General features: G+C 65.1%; 16 protein-coding genes and 2 pseudogenes. 3 read left to right on the forward strand and 15 right to left on the reverse strand.

Annotated elements, in window-relative coordinates; all coding sequences use genetic code 11:
* Window positions 1–40 precede the first annotated feature (40 nt).
* The 6 genes from WKC72_RS24870 to WKC72_RS24895 all read right to left on the reverse strand — a co-directional run bounded on the left by WKC72_RS24870 (window position 41) and on the right by WKC72_RS24895 (window position 3,603).
* Window positions 41–688 (reverse strand): hypothetical protein, encoded by a 648-nt coding sequence (locus WKC72_RS24870; protein WP_037239227.1) that lies wholly within the window; start codon window positions 686–688, stop codon window positions 41–43.
* Window positions 688–1,392: a hypothetical protein gene (locus tag WKC72_RS24875; RefSeq protein WP_037239229.1), complete on the reverse strand. Its 705-nt coding sequence runs from the start codon at window positions 1,390–1,392 to the stop codon at window positions 688–690. The genes WKC72_RS24870 and WKC72_RS24875 overlap by 1 nt, the downstream gene beginning before the upstream one ends.
* A gap of 52 nt (window positions 1,393–1,444) precedes the next feature.
* Complete coding sequence (locus WKC72_RS24880; RefSeq protein WP_370179905.1) at window positions 1,445–1,978, reverse strand: hypothetical protein; 534 nt, start codon at window positions 1,976–1,978, stop codon at window positions 1,445–1,447.
* Window positions 1,979–1,988: 10 nt separating this feature from the next.
* A complete protein-coding gene (locus WKC72_RS24885; protein ID WP_370179907.1) occupies window positions 1,989–2,633 on the reverse strand; it encodes a hypothetical protein in 645 nt (214 codons plus the stop codon).
* Window positions 2,630–3,085, reverse strand: a complete 456-nt coding sequence (locus WKC72_RS24890; protein WP_370179909.1) for a hypothetical protein — start codon at window positions 3,083–3,085, stop codon at window positions 2,630–2,632. Before WKC72_RS24890 ends, WKC72_RS24885 begins: the two co-directional genes overlap by 4 nt.
* 104 nt (window positions 3,086–3,189) lie before the next feature.
* Window positions 3,190–3,603, reverse strand: coding sequence for a hypothetical protein (locus WKC72_RS24895; protein WP_037239240.1), 414 nt, complete (start codon window positions 3,601–3,603; stop codon window positions 3,190–3,192).
* A 584-nt stretch (window positions 3,604–4,187) separates the two neighbouring features.
* Here WKC72_RS24895 and WKC72_RS24900 point away from each other — a divergent pair.
* On the forward strand, window positions 4,188–4,394 hold the full coding sequence (locus WKC72_RS24900; protein ID WP_037239242.1) for a hypothetical protein: 207 nt from the start codon (window positions 4,188–4,190) through the stop codon (window positions 4,392–4,394).
* Here the strand turns inward: WKC72_RS24900 and WKC72_RS24905 are convergent.
* From WKC72_RS24905 to WKC72_RS24935, 7 genes and pseudogenes are all read right to left on the reverse strand, one after another.
* Window positions 4,388–5,455, reverse strand: a complete 1,068-nt coding sequence (locus WKC72_RS24905) for a hypothetical protein (protein WP_370179912.1) — start codon at window positions 5,453–5,455, stop codon at window positions 4,388–4,390. The two genes, WKC72_RS24900 and WKC72_RS24905, sit on opposite strands and share 7 nt — an antisense overlap.
* Entirely contained in the window at window positions 5,443–5,586 is a 144-nt protein-coding gene (locus WKC72_RS24910) for a hypothetical protein (protein ID WP_268790650.1), read from the reverse strand. The genes WKC72_RS24905 and WKC72_RS24910 overlap by 13 nt, the downstream gene beginning before the upstream one ends.
* 1,511 nt (window positions 5,587–7,097) lie before the next feature.
* A pseudogene (locus tag WKC72_RS24915) lies at window positions 7,098–8,274 on the reverse strand (IS3 family transposase).
* A 628-nt stretch (window positions 8,275–8,902) separates the two neighbouring features.
* Window positions 8,903–10,093, reverse strand: coding sequence for a PIN domain-containing protein (locus WKC72_RS24920; protein WP_370179914.1), 1,191 nt, complete (start codon window positions 10,091–10,093; stop codon window positions 8,903–8,905).
* A 7-nt stretch (window positions 10,094–10,100) separates the two neighbouring features.
* A complete protein-coding gene (locus WKC72_RS24925) occupies window positions 10,101–10,556 on the reverse strand; it encodes a helix-turn-helix domain-containing protein (RefSeq protein ID WP_112302363.1) in 456 nt (151 codons plus the stop codon).
* A 74-nt stretch (window positions 10,557–10,630) separates the two neighbouring features.
* Window positions 10,631–10,828, reverse strand: a pseudogene (locus WKC72_RS24930) (TerD family protein); the annotation flags it as partial.
* 352 nt (window positions 10,829–11,180) lie between these two features.
* A complete protein-coding gene (locus WKC72_RS24935) occupies window positions 11,181–11,579 on the reverse strand; it encodes a hypothetical protein (protein ID WP_112302362.1) in 399 nt (132 codons plus the stop codon).
* Window positions 11,580–12,036: 457 nt separating this feature from the next.
* Between WKC72_RS24935 and WKC72_RS24940 the strand changes: the two genes are divergently transcribed.
* Window positions 12,037–15,540, forward strand: a complete 3,504-nt coding sequence (locus WKC72_RS24940) for a serine/threonine-protein kinase (RefSeq protein WP_112302361.1) — start codon at window positions 12,037–12,039, stop codon at window positions 15,538–15,540.
* Window positions 15,541–15,549: 9 nt separating this feature from the next.
* A complete protein-coding gene (locus WKC72_RS24945) occupies window positions 15,550–15,873 on the forward strand; it encodes a hypothetical protein (RefSeq protein WP_037239256.1) in 324 nt (107 codons plus the stop codon).
* A gap of 476 nt (window positions 15,874–16,349) precedes the next feature.
* Here WKC72_RS24945 and WKC72_RS24950 read toward each other — a convergent pair whose 3' ends face one another.
* The gene (locus WKC72_RS24950) at window positions 16,350–17,630 is read right to left on the reverse strand and encodes a GNAT family N-acetyltransferase (protein WP_037239258.1); all 1,281 of its coding nucleotides are present in this window, start codon (window positions 17,628–17,630) and stop codon (window positions 16,350–16,352) included.
* Window positions 17,631–18,854 carry an ATP-grasp domain-containing protein gene (locus tag WKC72_RS24955; RefSeq protein WP_235214431.1) on the reverse strand — a complete coding sequence of 408 codons (1,224 nt, stop codon included), beginning with the start codon at window positions 18,852–18,854 and terminating at the stop codon, window positions 17,631–17,633.
* Window positions 18,855–18,902: the final 48 nt, after the last annotated feature.

An 18,902-nucleotide genomic window follows, 5' to 3' on the forward strand; every position in this document is an offset into this window, starting at 1 on the left:
TTCACTCGTTTCCTGGTCACTGCCTGACCCGTCCCGAGCGTTATGGGGTGGGCGTGGTCGCGACGCCGAGAGGGGGGAGGTTCAGGGAATTGACCGGGGGCCCGACTACCGCGAGCAGCGGTCCGAGTTCCTGAATGTGCCGGGCTTCCTCCTCGACGTTCGCCAGGGTCGCGGCGATGGCGGTGGCCTTGGGCCCGAGCGCACCCAAGGTGCCTTCGATCGTGGTCAGTCCCTGATTGATGGCCTCCAGTTGCGCGGTGACCGAGCCGACGGCCGTCGATAGTCGCGCCACCGTTGGGCTCGCTTGATTGGCGCGGTCGGTCACGTTCGCGACGAGGTCGGGCAACGGTGTGGCGATCGTGCTGACTGTGCCAGTGGAGGCATTGAGTGTCTTGGCCTGACCCGTCAGCTCTCCTGCCTTGTCGGTCAGGCCTTCCAGGTCATGTGCCAGCGGGCCCAACGCCTGGATGTCGGCGGCCAGCCGGGCATGTTTCGGGACGAGTATCGAGGTCAGTGTGTCGAACTGGCCGGCGGAATCGATGACCTCGAGGCTCAGCTGCGACGGTCGTCCCAGTGGGTCGACCACATCCTCAAGTCCGGGAAGGAACCCGTTGGCGGCGCAGAGCAGCACTGCCGGCGCCAGCCCCAGACCGAGCACTACCCCCAGCCATGCCCTTTTGGTGATCATCAGTTCCCTCCGGGTGCAGGAATGAAGGCTCCCTGTTCGGGAACCAGCGTGAGTTTGTTCGTCGTCCGCGTCAGCTCCGCATTGAGTGCGTTCACGAGATCGATCGCGGTCGTGAGCTCGTCGTTCACCTCGCTCACGGTGGTGTTCGCGTCCGCCGAAATCTGATGCAGCGAAGCCGCCGAACCCTGCAGCGTGGTGGCGACGGTCTCGAGCTGGCCGGCGATCTGTGTGTCACCTCGGCCGGCGGCGAGCAACGCACGTGCGTCCGGTAGCAGCGCAGCCAAGTGATCGACGTCGGCGGCGGTTGCGGTGTCGAGCTGGGCCAACACTCCCGCCAGCTCATCGAGTTGTTTGTGTGCCGTCGCCGGGGCGGTGAGATCTGCCCGTTGGGCGAAGTATTCGTTGGTCAGCCGGAAGTTGTCCACAATCGTGCGCGCGCTGCCCTGCACGAGCTGACCCTTGTGGATGGCCGCGAACACCAGCCCGAACAGAACGACGGCCAGGACCGCGGCGAGGCGGCCCATCCATTCGGTTACTACGGCGAATCCAGTGGAACTGGGTGTCCCAGCATTCGGTATGTCCAGGCGGCGGGGCACTACACCCCTTCGGTAGGGCAGCGCCGATGCCGGAACATCGAATCGCTGAAGTCCGGCCAGGTCTCGGCGGGGGTATGCCTCTAGCGGTAGGTCGGTGCCCTGTTGCATGTCACGTCCAGTCGAGAGTAGGTACAAATCAGTTGGAGCAGAGAAGGTGGGTTCAGCCCGAGAGCGGAAGCATCTGGTTGATGGTCTGCGCGGCCGCGACCGAACCGTGCAGGTCGCTGACGAGGCCCTCGACGATGGCCAGCAATTGGCGTCCCTGGTCGCCGAACGCTTCCGCCGATGCCACCAGTGGGAGCACGGTGTTCTGGACCTCGCCGAGAATGCCCTGGATGTTGGTCAGGCGCTCGTTGGTCAGCTGCGCCCCGTCGGTGCTGCTGGCAAGCATCTGCGCTGCCGGGGTGATCGCTTCATCCAGTGCGGTCAGCAACGGTCCGAGCGCGATCGTGGCATCGAGAGCGGTCTGCGCGGTGTGAGTGAGCTCGGTGAGCTGCTGGAGCTGACCTGTCAGTCGGTCATTGACGTCGACGATGCCCTGGGAGGCTGTGATGCTCGTTTCGTTGGCGCGCTGCTGGTTGTCGAGTCGGGTGTTCAGGTTGAACACCACGAAGGCAAGCAGGCCGAGAACACCCACCGCGACGATCGACAGAACCATCCGCGAAGGCCCGCCACGGCGTCCGAAGAAAATCAAGGTACTTTCCCTACTTTCCAGACAGGTCGTTGGCGGATTCTTCCGCCGACAGGCGGGTGCGGTGGACCTTCTCTGCCGTCGATCGCGCGTCGGTGAGAATGGCGTCCAAGGTGGCACGGTCGGCGGCGACGGCCGCGGTGGCGCCGTCGACGGGCGCTTGGAGTGAGCTGATGTGCGTCGTCAACGTGTCGAGTGAGGCAACGAGATCGGTCACGTTCGCGCCGGCGAGGTCGAGGGTCTTCTGCACGTCGCCGGTGATCTGCCCGGTGAGGGTGTTGAGTTCGGCGGTCACTGCCGCATCGGAGCTCAGGACACTCGCCAGCGATGCCTTCATCTTGTCGAGCGCGTCGAACGCGGCCAGCGTGACCTTCTCGTGCTCGACAATCTGATCCAGGGCCGGGTTGTAGTTGTCGGCGGACACCACCGCTTGGTCGAGACGGTATGGCGTAGCCGTCAGGTCGTAGATCCGGGGGTACAGGTACAACGCACCTATCGGAATCAGCGCGAGCACGAGTAGCACTCGCGCCACATTCGTTCCGGTCGAGGCTCGTTGCGGTGGATCGGCGAACCCGTCCGGTGGGATCTGACCGAAACCGATCGGCGTGGTGGCCTCCGTAACGAGGGTGTGCCGGCTCCGCCCCGAAATGGCCGTCATGACTCGACGACCGAAACCAGTGCAATGGTGCGCAATGCCGTCAGTGTGTGCGTGAGAAGACCCTTCACGACGAGCTTGTGGGTGAGAATTCCACCCAGCACCGTCATTCCGCGGGTGGTGAAGAAGCCCACCGGGATCAGCCCGCCCGCCTTCATCGACAACTGCGAAACATCGAGAATCTGATCCACACTGGCCTTGATGGTGACGCTCGGCCGACCCACGATGTCGTTGTAGACAATTGCCTCGTCGGTGCCGAACACGATCGTGCAGGCGCTGTCGGTGTCGGTACTGTAGATCGACACCGGCCGAGGTATCTTTCGCGCGAACTTGACTCGGGAGGGATAGTTCTCGACGTTCTGCCCGAGCAGCATCCCGACGATACTCGCGACGCCGTTCGCGTCCTCTCCGTCGTACAGGGTGACCGGGTATGTGCTGGATTCAACGATGGTCATCGATCATGGCCTTTCACAGCAGGGGTCGGCGATGTGTCATATCGGCCCTGCGCGGGACTTGCCTGGCGAGCACGCAAGTCCCACACGGGCCGTTGGTTCTTTGGTTACACGTCCCAGTCCGTGGGCACCTGTCCCCACGACAACAGGAAGTTGTTGAAAGCTCCGGCGTTCTCGATGGCCGCCGACATCGGGCCCTTGGCGAACTTGACCTTTCCGGCCAGCAGCAGTTTTCCGCCCTCGGCGTCGCCCACGGCCGCGCGCTGCCACGTTTCGAGTGTCCCGTTGATCTTCAACCACAGGTCGCTCTCGTCGAACTTACGGATGGTCCAGGAGACGATCTTGGCCTTCTCCCATTCGATATGGCAGGCCACATCGTCCTTACCGATGGTGCCGAATTCCATGCGGTTGGTGAACGAATCGGGGTCCTTGAAACCCTTGTACACCTCCGTGTTCGCGTTGACGGCTTCGAGCGCCCGTTCACACCATTCCTGCGAGAAAAACTTCAGCTTGTCGCTCATCGGTTCGACTCCCGTTCAGTTATGTGTCTCAAATAGACTGTGCAGATGCATATTTCACTGGATTGGAGACAGCGTCGGCATTTGGCGCACGGCACGCCACTACATTTGCCGCGTGATACCGCTCACATCCGGAATTACCGTAGGCATTGATTTTTCACTCGTCAATTACTGATTTCTGTCGGCTTTTGCGACATGAAAGGTCCCTGCTGAGCGCCCCGACGGGCTCGCACCGGACTCCCCGCGGGTCGGGAACCGTGCCATGAGCCTGATCGACGTCTCCGCGCGGTGACACGTGTGGCAGGATGCAGTCTGCGGCATGCCGAGCAGCTGATCGCTCACCAATTGTCGGTGGGATCCTGCTGATTCGTTTCGCATTCGCACGTGAATCACCACCGCGGGCCCGCGAACGCATCACCAGGTGTGTAATCCGACATAAGCACGCAGATGTAGTCGGCGACCAAGCCCGGACACAGCGCCCGGACGCGGAATCGGTTCGCGAAGACGCCGTGCATGACCGTCGACTCGGCGTGAAGAACGGGGAGTTGCCCCAAGGGGCGCTCCCGCACGTGGGGGGGGGGGGACCTGTGCTGGCCGACAAACGCACCACCCTCGCCCGAACACGCACCATCACCCTGATTATCGCGGCGACGGTCTGGCTCACGCTCAGTGCCGGCGCGATGATCTCCGCTGCCGAGGGCTCCGCCTCACTGGCCACCTACATGCGGTTCGCGGTCTCGATGATCTCCATCGCGGGCGACGAGTCGGGGGCGCCGGGCGTTCGCACTCAGTAACCGCCCATCGTTCCGACGTGATGGTCTCCACCGGTATCCGGTCGGCTCCCGGCCGCCTCGAGCCGATACCGGGCCATACACAACGTGGCGTCGAGGCTGTTGAAACCGACCTGTGCGTACAAACCCACGGCGTCGTCGTTCAACGAGGTCGACGGGTACCAGCCGGGGTGAGGGGCAACCCGTCCCGTCGCGCGGCGATACCGCACCGCCCAGCGGTTGGCGTCACCGAAGACGAACGCGTAGGGAACCGCGGCGAGGAAGCATTCACCGATCGCGGCGGACCCGATCGTGCTCGATCGACCCGACAGCACCCGCTCGAAACCGGCTGTTCGGGCCCAGACCTGCAGCCCCTCCCGTGTGTGCCGAAGACCCGTACCGGGCGCGAACACCCCCACAGAGCCGATGACGAACGCAGCGAATGGAACACCGACGATCGTCGGACCGACCACACCGAGGAACCCGAACACGGCCAGTACCATGCACAGGGATGCCATCGTCCGTCCGATCCACGTCCTGACCGAGATCGCGAGCAGACCGTCCTGCGCCGCCCACGCCCGGCACGCATCGGACATCACGCGCATGCCCTCCTTCACCGCATATCCCGACTTCACCGAGCCGTCGGCAACGAAAACCGCCCCCGGCGTATGGATTCCGAGGACATCGGCCAACGCCCGCGAGACCGGGTCGATCCGCGCCCATCGATCCGGTGTACCGATCCCCTCGATCCGCCAGCGCTCGTCCTCGACGAATACCAGCCGGACCACGGACCGCTCGGCCAGATGGAGCAGTGTCGCCGTCGGCGCGCTGTCACCGATCCACTTCCTCACCACATACTCGGTCTGTGCAGGCCCCAGACCAGGAAAGGGTCCATACCGCACCGGCACCTCGCCGAGTTCCTCACGGGCACTTCGCGACCACACAATACCCGCGCCCCACCCCACGACCGAAAGCCCCGCGGCGACCGCGGCGAGCACCCACGAGTCGCCGACGACAGCAGCAGGCCCACGCACAGTTGATGCCGGCCCCCACACCAACGGCCACAGCAGTCCTACAACTGCCACGCCACCGACAACGACGGCAACACCAGCACGCATTCTCGACGCACCCACCGCGCGATCGTGAGCCTCGGTGCGTTCCTCTCCGCCAGAAGCAGGCTCGCGTTCCTCTGCGCCAGAATCGGGTTCGTACTCATCGCCGTTGTCGTACATTCGCCCTACCTCGCTGCCGGGAACGTTGTGGATACCGCAATCCTCGACACATCCACATCCCACAACCAGACGACATTGGATTACCAACCGATCCCCCAGGTGCCCGGCACCTCACCCCCGCGGGGGACGACGTTCCCCGCGCACGGTGCATCCCGCCACCGCGACCGTCCCTGAAGAGCCCCCGCCGCGAGGCAGCAGCGCAGCATCGCAATCGGCCCGGACAACACCCGGCACGCCGAAGATGCCGGCCACAGGATCAACGGATGGGCGGACCACCTCTGCATCCCGCGCCCAGCCAAGGATGGTACCCGCAACTGGGGGCCGAACCGCCACATTCCACGTCTCGGCCGGTGCGCCATCCACACTGGACGGCGAGCACCGCGGCGCGACTCGACCACTCGACGAGTCAGCCTGAAGAAGCAGTCGAGCGCAGCCCGTCGACAATGAGGCCGGTGATACGGGCGGCTCTGACCGCATAACAACCAAGCGAGGAATCACGCGACGACGTCATGCACCTCACGGGATTTGACCGGCCGGCACCCGGTTACCGCTAGGGAACCCCGAAGCTTCCGAATCCCGGAGCGACGGACAGTTGGAACCGATTGGGATCGACGGACGCAACAACATCCGCAAACGCGGCGACCGTACCGCTACCGGTAACCACCCGGACCGGGGTATACCGGCACCAATCCACCGCAGCGATCGGTCGGCTGAAACCCATTGGCGTCACGCCACGAAGCACAGTGGTACCGGCAGCGCCAGTGGACAGATTTCGCCAGTTCACCGCCAGGTCAATACAGTCCAGCGTGGTCATCACGGGCGACTGTTCAGCCGTGAACGTCACTACGCCAAGCGCCTGTATCGATGCCGACGGTGTCACCGACACTACCGGCGGCACAGCGCACACGAGCAGACTGAAGCATCCCGAGACAAACGTCGCAGGCACCGCAAACGCCGTAGTCACCGCTGACGGCGGCGGTTCCGCCCCCGCAACAGCAGCCGATCCGAACGGGAGCGAACAACCGGCCACAAATGCAATAGTCCATGCCACACACAATCGGCGAGTTCTCGTACAGCGGATCGTTGACACTCCCGCCTGGGATTTGGCCCCGACCTGCCGAGCTCCCAGAATACCCGTTCCTGCTCACTGTGTGGCACACCACTGATGTTGCTCCACCAACTCCCGGCCACCGGAATTTTCACCGGGCCGGTCAGCGGTGGTCACCTGCAGGACGGGGCAGAGTAAGTCGGTGCCGCTGAGACATCCGATGTTGCAAACGGGATAACTGTCGCTGAGAATCCGAGCTGACATGTTCCCGCGGCCAGGACGGCGTGGTGGTAGGGGTGCGATCAGCGGGTGCCGGCGGTGCACACCCGGGACCAGGCTCAGCACGCGTGCGAGGGCAGTAGCTACCGTCATCACGGTGGCCACCACCACGATGACGCACACGAACGGGACTGCCCCCACCCTGGTTGACACACGGGGTGTGCAGTTTCAGGCCGCGTGTGCGGTCTGATGGAGCGTCTCATATTCGACGGGTGTCAGTCGACCGAGACCGCGCTGCCGGCGACGCCGGTGGTAGGTCTTCTCAATCCACTCGACGATCGCCAACCGTAGTTCCGCACGGCTGCTCCAGTGGCGCCGGTCGAGGACGTTGCGTTGCAGCAACGCGAAGAACGATTCCATCGCGGCATTGTCACCACATGCCCCAACCTTCCCCATTGATCCTTGTAAACCATTGCAGGTCAGCAATTCTACGAAGATTCCGGAACGGAACTGGCTGCCGCGATCGGAATGTACGACGGTGCCGTCCGGGTGGCGGAGCGCAATGGCATTTCGCAGCGCCGAACATGCCAGGTCCGCGGTCATCCGGTCGGCGATCGAATAGCCGACGATCCGGGTGGAGAAGCAGTCCTTGATCGCGCAGAGGTAGAGCTTGCCCTCGTCGGTCCAGTGCTCGGTGGGGGCACCTCCCTGCACGGAGTGCTTGGGGGAATGTCGGTCAACCACAACCGGTCGGGCTGCTGGGCGGTGAACTTCCGCCTGACGAGGTCGTCATGGACCGGGGGCCCGGATCGACGATGAAGTCCTCGCTTCTTGGCGAACACCGAGAAGATCCGCTGCTGCGAACACAGCCGGTGGACGCGGTTCTCGCCGGCGACGATGCCGTGGGTGGGTAGTTCGTCGGCGATGAACCGGTATCCGAACTCCGGGTCGCCGGCGTGGATATCGAGTGCGGCGTTGATCAGATGGGCATCGTCCCAATCCCGCTGTGAGACGGGATCGGTGTTCCACTTGTAGAACGCTTGCCGGGAGAATCCCAGCACCCGGCAGGTCACCGCGACGGCGATACCGTCGGCGGCAAGTTCACGGACCAGCGGGAACATCATTTTGGGTTGACATCGCGCGATAGGTAGGCCACCGCCCGGCGCATCACCTCCGCTTCCTGTTCGAGCAGCCGGATACGTTTGCGGGCCTCGCGGAGCTCGTCGGATTCGTCCCGTGTGGGGCCGGGTCGGGTGCCGTCCTCGATGTCGGCCTTGCGCAGCCAGTTCTTCAGGCAAGTCTCGGAGATCCCGAAGTCCTTCGCGATCTGTTCCAGCGGGGCTTCGCGTTTGCGGGCCACGGCGACGACGTCGCGGCGGAACTCCTCGGGATACGGCTTCGGCATGTCGATCATCCTTCCACTGTGAGGGCAGATCCCTCACAGGTCAGGTGTCAACCAGAGCCGGGGCAGTCCCAACGTTGCAGGAGTCGGTGGAGTACCCGAACGCTGCCCCGCTGCCCACACCGGCGACGGTGGCTGCGATCGCACCGACCCGAGAGGCAGTGCGCACCCTTGCGCCAGTACCGCTCTGCGGGCGGAGAGCACCAACACCAAAGCCCATCTCACGGTGACGTGAACGCGGCGTGCAACAACACCAGGAACGGAGACAGCCCGACGAATGTCATCGCTGCAGGTCGACAAACCCCCGTGTTGTCGACCTGCAGCGGCGTCAGGAGCCGTTGATCACAAGGTCGGCGAGCCAGACCAGCCACGGTATGCCGCCTTCAATTGGCAATTCCCACATTGTTCCCTCCCGGTGTTTCGGTTCGCTGTGACCGTCACATTGTGCCCGACTCTCCGGAGCCAGACCAGGATCGCGTCCTCGTCGGTACCGCGCCGATGCCGCTGACACCTTCGGACAGCAGCTACCCTTGATACCGGACCGGTCGTAGGCGCGCGGAGGCCGGTTACCCTCATCGTAGGAGGGTGAGCCTGGCGGTGCGGTGCCGAACTTACGCTTCGTGTTCCGATTTCAGTTCGGAATGGCAGGGTTCTCCTCCGATCCCAGGTTTCGCACCAGCCATCGCCCGTCGACGAAGCGCATGAGGACCGGGCACACGTACCGGGGATCGTTCGGCTGCCACAGGCCGCCCTCGAGCGTCGAGGCGTCGAGCACGTACAGCGCCTCGACTCCTGGGGCGACCATCCTTGTGGCTGAACTGATTCCCCACGTCGCCGGATCAGGAAGCATCGTGCGGAATGACCGCACATGCACGCGCTCGAAGTGCACCCACAGCGGATGATCCGGCGTCGGTCCCGCGAGGGCCGCCGCGACCGCGTGACCATCCCACCCGTCAACGGTCATCTGATAGTGGTTGTCCTGCACCCACTTCTGCGCGAGCACCACCCGGAACTCGGGATCCACATTCGGCCATACCGACCACAGGTCCCCGTCCACGCACACCGGTGTCAGGAACGCCCACACCGCACTCACCAACTCCGCATGCCCGAGGAACCGCACCCGTTCGACCGGATCCATCGCACGAAGCTGCCGGTACGTCTGCCGCACCTCGGGCGGCAAGGAGTCGATCTGCTCGTCGGTCAGCTCCGGAAGGGACGACGCCGCCGGTGCCGCACCGGCGGCGGGATCTTCGTCCGGTGCGTCAAGCTCTGCCCGGAGGGCGTCGACGAACCGCGGGGTCAGCGGCTCGAGTGACTCGAGCATCTCCCCCACCGTGCGCGGCGGGAGTGTATTGCGGGCGACCAGTACGTGTATGCACTCGAACACCGCTTCCGGGTCCAGATCGAGTTGATCGCAGAGGAATTCGTCGGGGTCGATTGCCTCGATGTCGAACGGGTCGAGGGCCGCTGGAGGGAAGTCTTTCAGGTTGGCGGTCACGATCTGTGCTGCACCTGACCGTACGGCCGCAGCCAGGACGTGCCGGTCCTTCGGATCGTTGGCCATCGCGGGGATCAGTTCCCGGTATCCGCGTGACTCCTCCTCCGCGAGGGGAAATACCCTGCGCATCTGCTGCACTCGCCGCGCTGCATGTTCCGGCGACTTACCGAACCGCTCGCCGGACAGGTTGCGCTCGACCTCCTCGAGCAGATCCGGCGTCCACACCGGCCGGAACACCTCGGCATCGGCGAGGGTGAGCAGCAGATTGGTCAGGGTCCGGGGAAGCAGGACGCACGCATCGAGAACCACCCGAAAGGCAGCCATGTTCGGATCAGCGGGTCGACACGAAGCTGTCCGCGGCGGCGGGGTCCGGGATTTCTTCGTGCGCCATCTCCTCGAACACCTGGCCGCGGCGCCCGCGTTCACGTTGCTGGAATTCGAGCACGTCCGCCAACTCCACCCGCCGATGCCGGCCCGGTGAGGTGTACGGGATCTTCCCCGCCTCCAGCAATCGCACGAGGGTCGGCCGCGTTATGCCCAGCAGTTCCGCGGCCTCCTGCGTCGTCAGCACGGTGCGATGCGGCTCCACCGTCACCGCCTGCCCCCGATCCAAGGCTGTGACCGCGTCGACGAGCAACCCCCGAACACTGTCCGGCAACGGCACCGAACCGTCCGGGGTCGAGATCGACACATCCTCATGAACAGCGAGAACAGCCTTCAGCGCGGCGAGAAGATCCCGATCGTCGGCGCCCGGCGGCAACACCGTGTGGTTCATCAGAGCACCCATACCCCACCATAAAACGAAAAAAACGAACACGCAATGTCAATCCGCCGATCTGAGGCTCGCTCCCGCCCATCTGGTGCATGCCCACCTTCCTCGGTGCCGCTCGTACCCAGGAACCGGATCGACCCGTCCGTCGACTCGGGCTGGTTGTAGAACACGAGATCCTCATCCGAGCGAACCTTGCCGCCGGAGTCCAGCAGCAAAGCCGACGCATCGACCTCGACCTCCGACTCGGTCCACCCGAGCACCACATCGACCTGCTCCACCGCAACCACGGTGCTCGACGGCGTTCAGGGTCTGGCCTTCGGCCAGCCGCATCGATTCGTCGATCACACTCGTGCTACCGGGATTGATCCCGACACGCCAGTCGCTGTCGAGTCCGAAGACAACCGCGGGAACGAGGTCGGGCACGCACACCCTTTCGGTTGCCCATGCTTGCCGCGGTCGAGGTCATCGTTCTCATCTGCGTCTGGAAGCGGCCCCGTGGCTTCCATGACGGCGTCTATTCGCCGTCGGACCAGCTGACGTGCTGGGTCAAACTCTCGATACGCCAGCCATCCGATGTGCGGGTGGAGTTCGCGGTCTCCCAGGGACAGAAGGCCCGCAGCCCACGAATGTGCGGAGTGTCTATCGAGACCGCGGGGCCCGATCCTGTCGGTGCGATTCTCTGACATGGCCGACAGCGCCGGCAGCCACCCACGGAGCCACTACCGCGACGGCCTTGATCGCACCGGACCGTCCGACCAGGCGGGCGCCGCAGATCCCCACCAGGAGGTCACCGGTGTCACTGGCGAGCCCGGCCGACGCCCAGCGGCGGAACTCGTCGGGCCTGCCCCGAGTCCAGGCCAGAACCGCACCCCCACCGAGGACGAGGTCGCGAACCCCGACCGTCCGCATCAGCACGGCGTTCGTACCGTTGCCGGCGTCCTCGCGAGGCAACACGACGGTCGGCGCCGCGATGAGCAACACCCCGACGCCGATCCGGGCGGACGCGAGCAACAGCGAAACGTCGACGCGCGCAACCATGATGAGAACAGTATCGCCACGCGCAAGCACGTGGCGCCGTCGAGGCACCTGCGCAGTAGCCACCGACCACCGTCGTGCCCAAGCCAGGTCCGGGCCGATGCTTCCCGTCGAGTCATTGATGATGCACTCAGTGCGGTCCGGTTCGGCGCCGAACACTCATTCGCCGACTCGACGCGGCGGATGTTGCCGGGTTTCCCGCCTCGGGGCCGTCGTCAGATCCCGACCGGAAAGCCCCGGTCTTGGACCGGACGATGTCGCCGAACCAGTTCGTTTCACTACCGCGCTGTTCGATGATCTCGTGGACTCTTCTCCATGTCGAACCTGCACCGGCGGGCAAGGACACCGAGCTTCGCGCGCCCAGCGAACGAGGACTGCCGATCGGGCTATGCTCGAGGTTGTTCGGGAACACCCACGACCGCCCGATGACGGGCACCGAGGGGCGATGCAGGGGCCAACCATGGCCGTTGATCCACTGGCCACGAAACGTGACCTGACAACGCGGATAGCAGCGGAGCTCGCCGACGCCGGATTCGAAGCAATGCACGAAATCGGTCATGGCGGCTTCGGCGTCGTCTACCGCTGCCGACAGCCTTTCCTCGATCGGATGGTCGCGGTCAAGGTGCTCACCGCCGACCTGGAGACGGACAACCTCGAACGGTTTCTGCGCGAGCAACGTGCGATGGGCAAGCTGTCCGGACACCCGCACATCGTCAGCATCTTCGGCGTCGGCGCCACCGACTCCGGCCGACCGTACCTGGTGATGCAATACCACCCCCGTGGATCGCTCGACGCGCACATTCACCAGTCCGGCCCTGTCGACTGGGAGTCCGCAACGCACATCGGCGTCAAGGTCGCCGGCGCGCTCGAGACCGCGCACCGTTCCGGAATGCTGCACCGCGACGTGAAGCCAGGAAACATTCTGCTCACCGACTACGGCGAGCCGCAGCTGACCGACTTCGGCATTGCACGCATCGCCGGCGGATTCGAAACGACCACCGGCGCGGTGACCGGCTCGCCGGCTTTCACCGCGCCGGAGGTGCTGCAGGGTGACGCGCCGAACCCCGCCGCGGACGTCTACGGCCTCGGCGCCACCCTGTTCTGTGCCATCACCGGTCACGCAGTCTTCGAGCGTCGCAGCGGGGAGGAGGTGGTTGCGCAGTTCCTGCGAATCGCGCGGCACCCCGTCCCCGATCTTCGTGCCGAGGGCATCCCGGCGGATGTGTGCGAGGTGCTCGAGCACGCAATGTCTCGGGATGTTGCCACCCGGCCGCCGACCGCGGCCGACCTGGGCGAACTGCTCCGCGACCTGCAGGGCCACCACGGGTTGGCGGTCGACGAGATGCCGGTCCCGATCTCGGCGGGGCCCGGACCGTCGGTGCGGGGAACCGGACAGCACAGCGGCCCGCAGCAGGGTGTGCCGCGGCCTCGCCTCACCCCAACCTATGTACGGACCGCCGCGTGGCGGTCGTCCACGGCGGCGATCACTCCGCCCGCCGCAGCGACCAGATTCAGCCCACCGGAGCGGGCTGGGCAGCTGGTACCGCGCCTACGCCTGCTGGACCAGTTGCGGGCCGGGCAGCGGCGGCGGCTCGTCGTGATCCACGCGCCGACCGGATTCGGCAAGAGTGCGCTGGCCGCCCAGTGGGCGGACGCCCTCGCCGCCGAGGGCGTTGCGGTCGCGTGGCTCACCGTCGATCACGACGACAACACCGTCGTCTGGTTCCTCGCGCACCTGATCGAGGCGATCCGGGTGGTGCGTCCCGGGTTGGCCCGCGAGCTCGGGGCGGCACTGGAGGAGCACGGCGACGATGCGGAACGCTACGTGCTCACGTCGCTGATCAACGAGATCCACAAGCGAGGCGAGCAGGTCGCCGTGGTCATCGACGATTGGAACAAGGTCAGCAGCGCCGACACCCGATCGGCGTTGGCGTTCCTGCTCGAAAACGGCTGCCACCATGCGCAAATCGTTGTCGCCAGCCGAACCCAGTCCGGTCTTCCTCTGAGCCGCATGCGGGTGCACGACGAGCTGGTCGAGATCGACTCCACTGCATTGCGATTCGACCAAGGCGAGTCGAGACGCTTCCTCGTCGACCTGGCGGGACTGGACCTTGATCGCGGCGACGTGGAGGATCTGACCGAATCGACCGGCGGGTGGGCGGCGGCACTTCAGCTGGCGTCGGTGTCGCTGCGTGACTGCGACGATCCCACCCTGCTGATCGCGCATCTGTCCGGCCGACACCATGCCATCGGTGAATTCCTGACCGAGAATGTGCTCGCCTCCCTCGATCCCGCAATGCTCGACTTCCTGCTGGCGACGTCGGTCACCGAGCGGATCTGCGGCGAACTGGCCTCCGCACTTTCCGGCGTATCGCGCGGTCAGGAAATGCTGGCCGAGGTCGAGGAGCGCGATCTATTTCTACGCCGCGTCGACGACGAGGGCCAATGGTTCGCCTACCAACCACTGTTCGCAGACTTCCTTCGGCAACGACTGCAGCGAGATCGACCGGAGAAGATTCAGGAGCTACACCGCACCGCATGCGAATGGTTCGCCACGCATCGAATGCTCAGCGACGCGGTCGATCACGCACTGGCCGCCGACGATCAACGGCACGCCGTCGAACTGGTCGAGGACGGCGGCGTCTACCTGATCGACCACTCACAGGTGACCACACTGCTCGGGCTAGTGGGGAAACTCCCGCCGAGATTGGTTGTGGGGCGACCACGGTTGCAGCTGCTCCTCGCCTGGGCAGACATTCTGATGCACCGCACCGACGCCGCGCGGCAGGCGCTCGCTATGGTGGACGCAGCGCTCGAACACAGCGAGCTGGAAGAATCGGAAGTCGCCGAACTTCGGGTCGATGCCGCCGTGGTGGAGGCGGTGGTCGAGTCGCGCGCGGATCACACCGACCCGGTTGACAAGCTTGTCGCGGCCGCCCTGGCACAACCGGATGCATTGCCGCCGTGGGTTGTTTCGACCGCCGCGAACCTCGCGACGTTCACCGCGAGCACCCGCAGCGACTTCGCTGAGGCCCACCGCCTGCAGGAGTGGGCGCTGCCGTATTACGAGCGCAACACCGGCCCCTACCTCCTCGTGCACGGGCAGTGCTGGTTGGGTCTCGCCGAGATGGAACAGCTCGAACTCGACGCCGCCGAGAATCGGGTGCGCAAGGCGGTCCGTACGGCCCGCCGAACCGCCGGTCGGCACTCGCTCGCGGCCCGGCTGACAGGGTCAGTACTCGGCGAATTATCCTACCACCGAGGCGAACTCGACGAGGCCGAGCGGCTGCTCGACGAGGGCTACACCCTCGGTGGCGAGCCAGGGCCGGTCGATTTCAAGCTCGCGCGCTATGCGCTCGGCGCCCGCATCAAGGTGCTGCGAGGCGACCCGGCCGAGGCGTCCATCCGGCTCAACGAGGGCATGCGGGTTGCCGAGGCCATGTCGCTGTCACGGCTGCGGGCTACGGTCGAAAACGAGCGAATTCGGTTGGGGCTCGATCTCGGGGCCGATCTGACGGGGCCGCCGCCGGTGCAGTATGCGCAGCGCCGACGGCCGGTCGCCGGCATCGATGCGATCATCGCGCAGATCGAGGAGGACACCGGGATCCGACTGCTGCACGGGCACGATCCCGAGCTCGCCTGCCTCTGGGCCCAAGAATGGGTGGATCACCACGATGGCACCGAACGCAGGTATTCACTGCTGCTGGCCCAGCGGTTGTCGGTGGGGTGTCTGGCCGCGGCGGACCGCGTCGACGAGGCGAAGGCGCTGCTCGCCGAGATCGCCGCGCGCTGCGCCGCGCTGCGACTCGCGCGTTTCCTGCCAGACGGAGGTCCGCGCCTCGCCGCGCTGCTGGCGGCGTTACACGCCGATCAGCGCGAGGGGCACTGGCGGCCGGAATGGGCGGCGGTACCGGCGGCCTTCCTGCAGGCGGCAACGGCTGCCGCGGTGCCACACACGCTTTGAAGGTGGACGATGAGCAGCTGGCCCTACTGGTTTGAGATCGCCGTGATCTGCGGGATCACGGCCGTGGGCACCATCGTGTGGGGACACTGGGAGGAACACACCCCGAAGTGGCGGCGGATCGGGAAGATCGCCGTGTTTTGCGGGCTGTCGGTCCTCCTTTCCGCCACGGCCGGGCGATTCTGGTTCTTCGTGCTGCTCGGAGTGCTGGTCGCGATCGTGCTGCTGATCCACGCCTGGTGGCTTCCGCGGAAAGGCATCAACGGTTGGACCGGCGAGCCCCGCGAGAAGTACTACGCTCTCCGCGGCTGGAAGTGGCCACCGGAGATACGATGAATTACTGGTCATAACTGAATTAGATTAAGGGCGTTCGCCCTTCGCGGCTGCGGCCCACGGGCAGTGGGAGGGTGCACTCGACAATTTTGGCATGTTGGCGGGAATACGGCATGCACGGAATGCCTCCGCCCCACCACCAAGTGGCGGTCAACATCGCTTCTCCGTGTGGTGCGCCAAACTTGTTTCGAGATCTCCCTTTTGAGGCAGCCTTACATTCTAGACCTGATCACTCGTACCTGACCCGGCCCTATCTACCGCGGAGTCCCGAGACGGGCAGGTACCTCGGTGTTCGGGTCGACAGTGGACTCATCGCGATGGCAGGTAACGCCTGAGGACGGCACCTACAACCAGATGGGCAGGCAGGACTCGCTGATCCCGAAATCGGCCGCGATCTGCTTCAGATGCTCCACCAGTTCACGGTTGTGGGCCACGCGGACGACATCGTCGCGGAACTTGCGGCATCGGCGGGGAGGGTCTCATCCCGCCTCCGCCCCTGCCATGCTCCCGTACTCCAACTCGGCCCCGAGACTGGCAAGCAACCGTGATGCTGTTGCGTTCTGGATTGCGATCATTTCGCTCGTGTCTGGCGTAGCGCCGGGCCCGAGGCCGAAGTAGGCCCAGCGCGGCCGCAGCGTACATCCTCGCCAGACCTTCGCAGCCGTGGTTCCGAGTCCGTAGTGGATTCGACGCACGCCATTGCGCTGGGCCCATTTGATGACGTCGTAGTAGACGACGTTGAAGTAGCAGTATGCACCTGAAGATGCCTCGTAGTCGAAGCCGGCAGCACGCGTATACAGCACATCGCCGAACCGGAACGCCATCAAGTATCCGAGGATCTGTTCGGTCCCGCGTGCGCTGAACACGACGAGCCGCTCGCCCACAGTTTCGCGGAGGGTGTCGAACTCCTTACGCGCCCATGTTTGTCCCGCCGTGTGACCGTATTTTTCCCGCAATGCCGACCGCAATCGGACATGGTCGTCGGTGAGCGCCCCTGGGCCATAATCGACTTCGGTTCGAGCACCGAACTCGGCGTATGCCCGGATTTCGCGACGGATGGTCCTCCGCCGCGAACTGGGCAGCATCGAGAGGTAGTCGTCGAAGTCGCCGTCTGGCACGTCGAGGACGCCTTCACCGCCGAACACCGAACGACAGAGTCCGGCGACGACGGCGTCCGACGCCAACGCGGCGTCCTCCTCCGGATCGAGGTACAGCAGTGCATGGCTTCGGCAGCCGACGAGTTCGGCGACCACCTCTGCCAGTCTGGCCAGCGCCGGGACGACAGTTGAAACGGGGAGCGTCATGCGACCGGGTGCAAAGGGCCGCAGTCCGAGGTTCGATCCGAATGTGCCGACCGTCAGCGACGGGTAAAGTGCCGGCCGCGCCGCCTCGACCCCAGCGGTCAACCAGGGCAGCGCTGCCTGCTCGTCCGGCGCGAGATGGGAGACCGAGCCGATCGCGGACAGATCACCAATGATCCGCGGACCGTTGTAGAACAGCAGGCCTCGGGTGTCCCGAACGATCAACGCCGGTGCTGCGGCGACCGGTCGGCTGTCCGCGCCGTCGATGACCAGATACAGCGATTCGTGGTCGGGATCGGCCTCCACAAAGCGCCACCATTCAGGCGAGGTCCACGCCGCCTCCCCGTTCGACGCTGCCAAACCCTCCTGCACGAGTAGGTCGACCGTGGCGACTACCCGCCCGGTCAACCCGGCACCGAGCTCGATCCGCTCGACCGGTGGTAATCCGTTGGCGCGCATCTAGGTCTCCACTCGCGGCCGGGACAGCGCCACCGCGCGCCGCAGAACGTCTCGGACATCGTCGTAGCTGACCGATCGGGCGATCGCGTAACCGAGCACGGCGCTCAGTGCGTCACCGGGCGGGAGCACGATGTTCCCACCAATTTCACGCTCGAAGACGAAGTGCTCGATTCCAAAGATGTTGAGAACCTCGGCCAGACCGTCGAAGCCGCCGAAGCGGCCCCGCGCCGGGCTGAGTACGCCGCGGCTGCCCGCGTACCGATTCCGAGTCGGAATCATGTCTGGCTGTTGTCCGGTTGCCACTCGAACCAGGTTTTCGTGGAAGGGAATTCCGGTGGCGAACGGAATCAGGTGGGATGTGATGTAACCACCGGCCGGCCGGGCGGCGATCTCGAGCAGCTTGGCACTCCCGTCGGGAAGGACGCGACATTCGAGATGGAACGCACACCAGTTCAGGCCGATCGCCTTGACCACGGCTTCAGTGAGGTCGTGCACGCTGCGCTGCGCGGCTGCCGGCAGAGCGGTGGGGTGCACCTGCTCGTACTCGACGTAGTACGGCTCGGTCACCCATTTGTCCGTGATCCCCGCGATATGCACTTTCCCGTCACTGACCAAACCCTCGACACTGTGCTCGGTGCCGCCCAAACGCTCCTCGTAGACGAATTCGCCTTCGTAGTCGGCAAACAACCGAGAAATGTCCGTTGTGGTCAGCCGGGACGCGTGCGCGTACAACGCGGCGAGGTCGGCCCCCTCCTCGACGTGAAGTATGGACCTGCTGCCACTGCCACCCGCCGGCTTGAGCACCGCAGGTGTGCCGATCTCCTCGTATGCCGACTGCAAGTCCGACAGGGAACGGACATGCCGAAACCGTGGAATGAACTGCGCCTGATCGGCCATCGCGGACCTCATCGAGTGTTTGTTGCGAGCCCGGTGCGCCGCCTCGGTGCCAGGACCCGGCCATCCGCATCGCTCTGCCAACGCGGCGGCCAGCTCGACACCGATGTCCGTCCAGGACACGACGCCCTCTGCCCCGCTGCGGGCCGCGAGCGCCATGGCTGCCTGCAGGGTTGCTGGGCGGTCGAAGATGTCGACGATTTCGACATCGTCGACCAGGTTCTTGCACATCGGCGGAACCGACCCGGTGACCAGGGCAACTCGATACCCGGCAGCGTGTGCGGAGAGCAGTGCTGCCTGCACTTCCAGAGGGACACGCCGAGTGCCCATGAAGACGATCGTTCGACGTACCATATTGCTAGTCCCCTTGTCGTTGTT

The sequence above is a fragment of the Rhodococcus wratislaviensis genome, assembly GCF_041228765.1.
GTDB lineage: Bacteria > Actinomycetota > Actinomycetes > Mycobacteriales > Mycobacteriaceae > Rhodococcus_F > Rhodococcus_F wratislaviensis.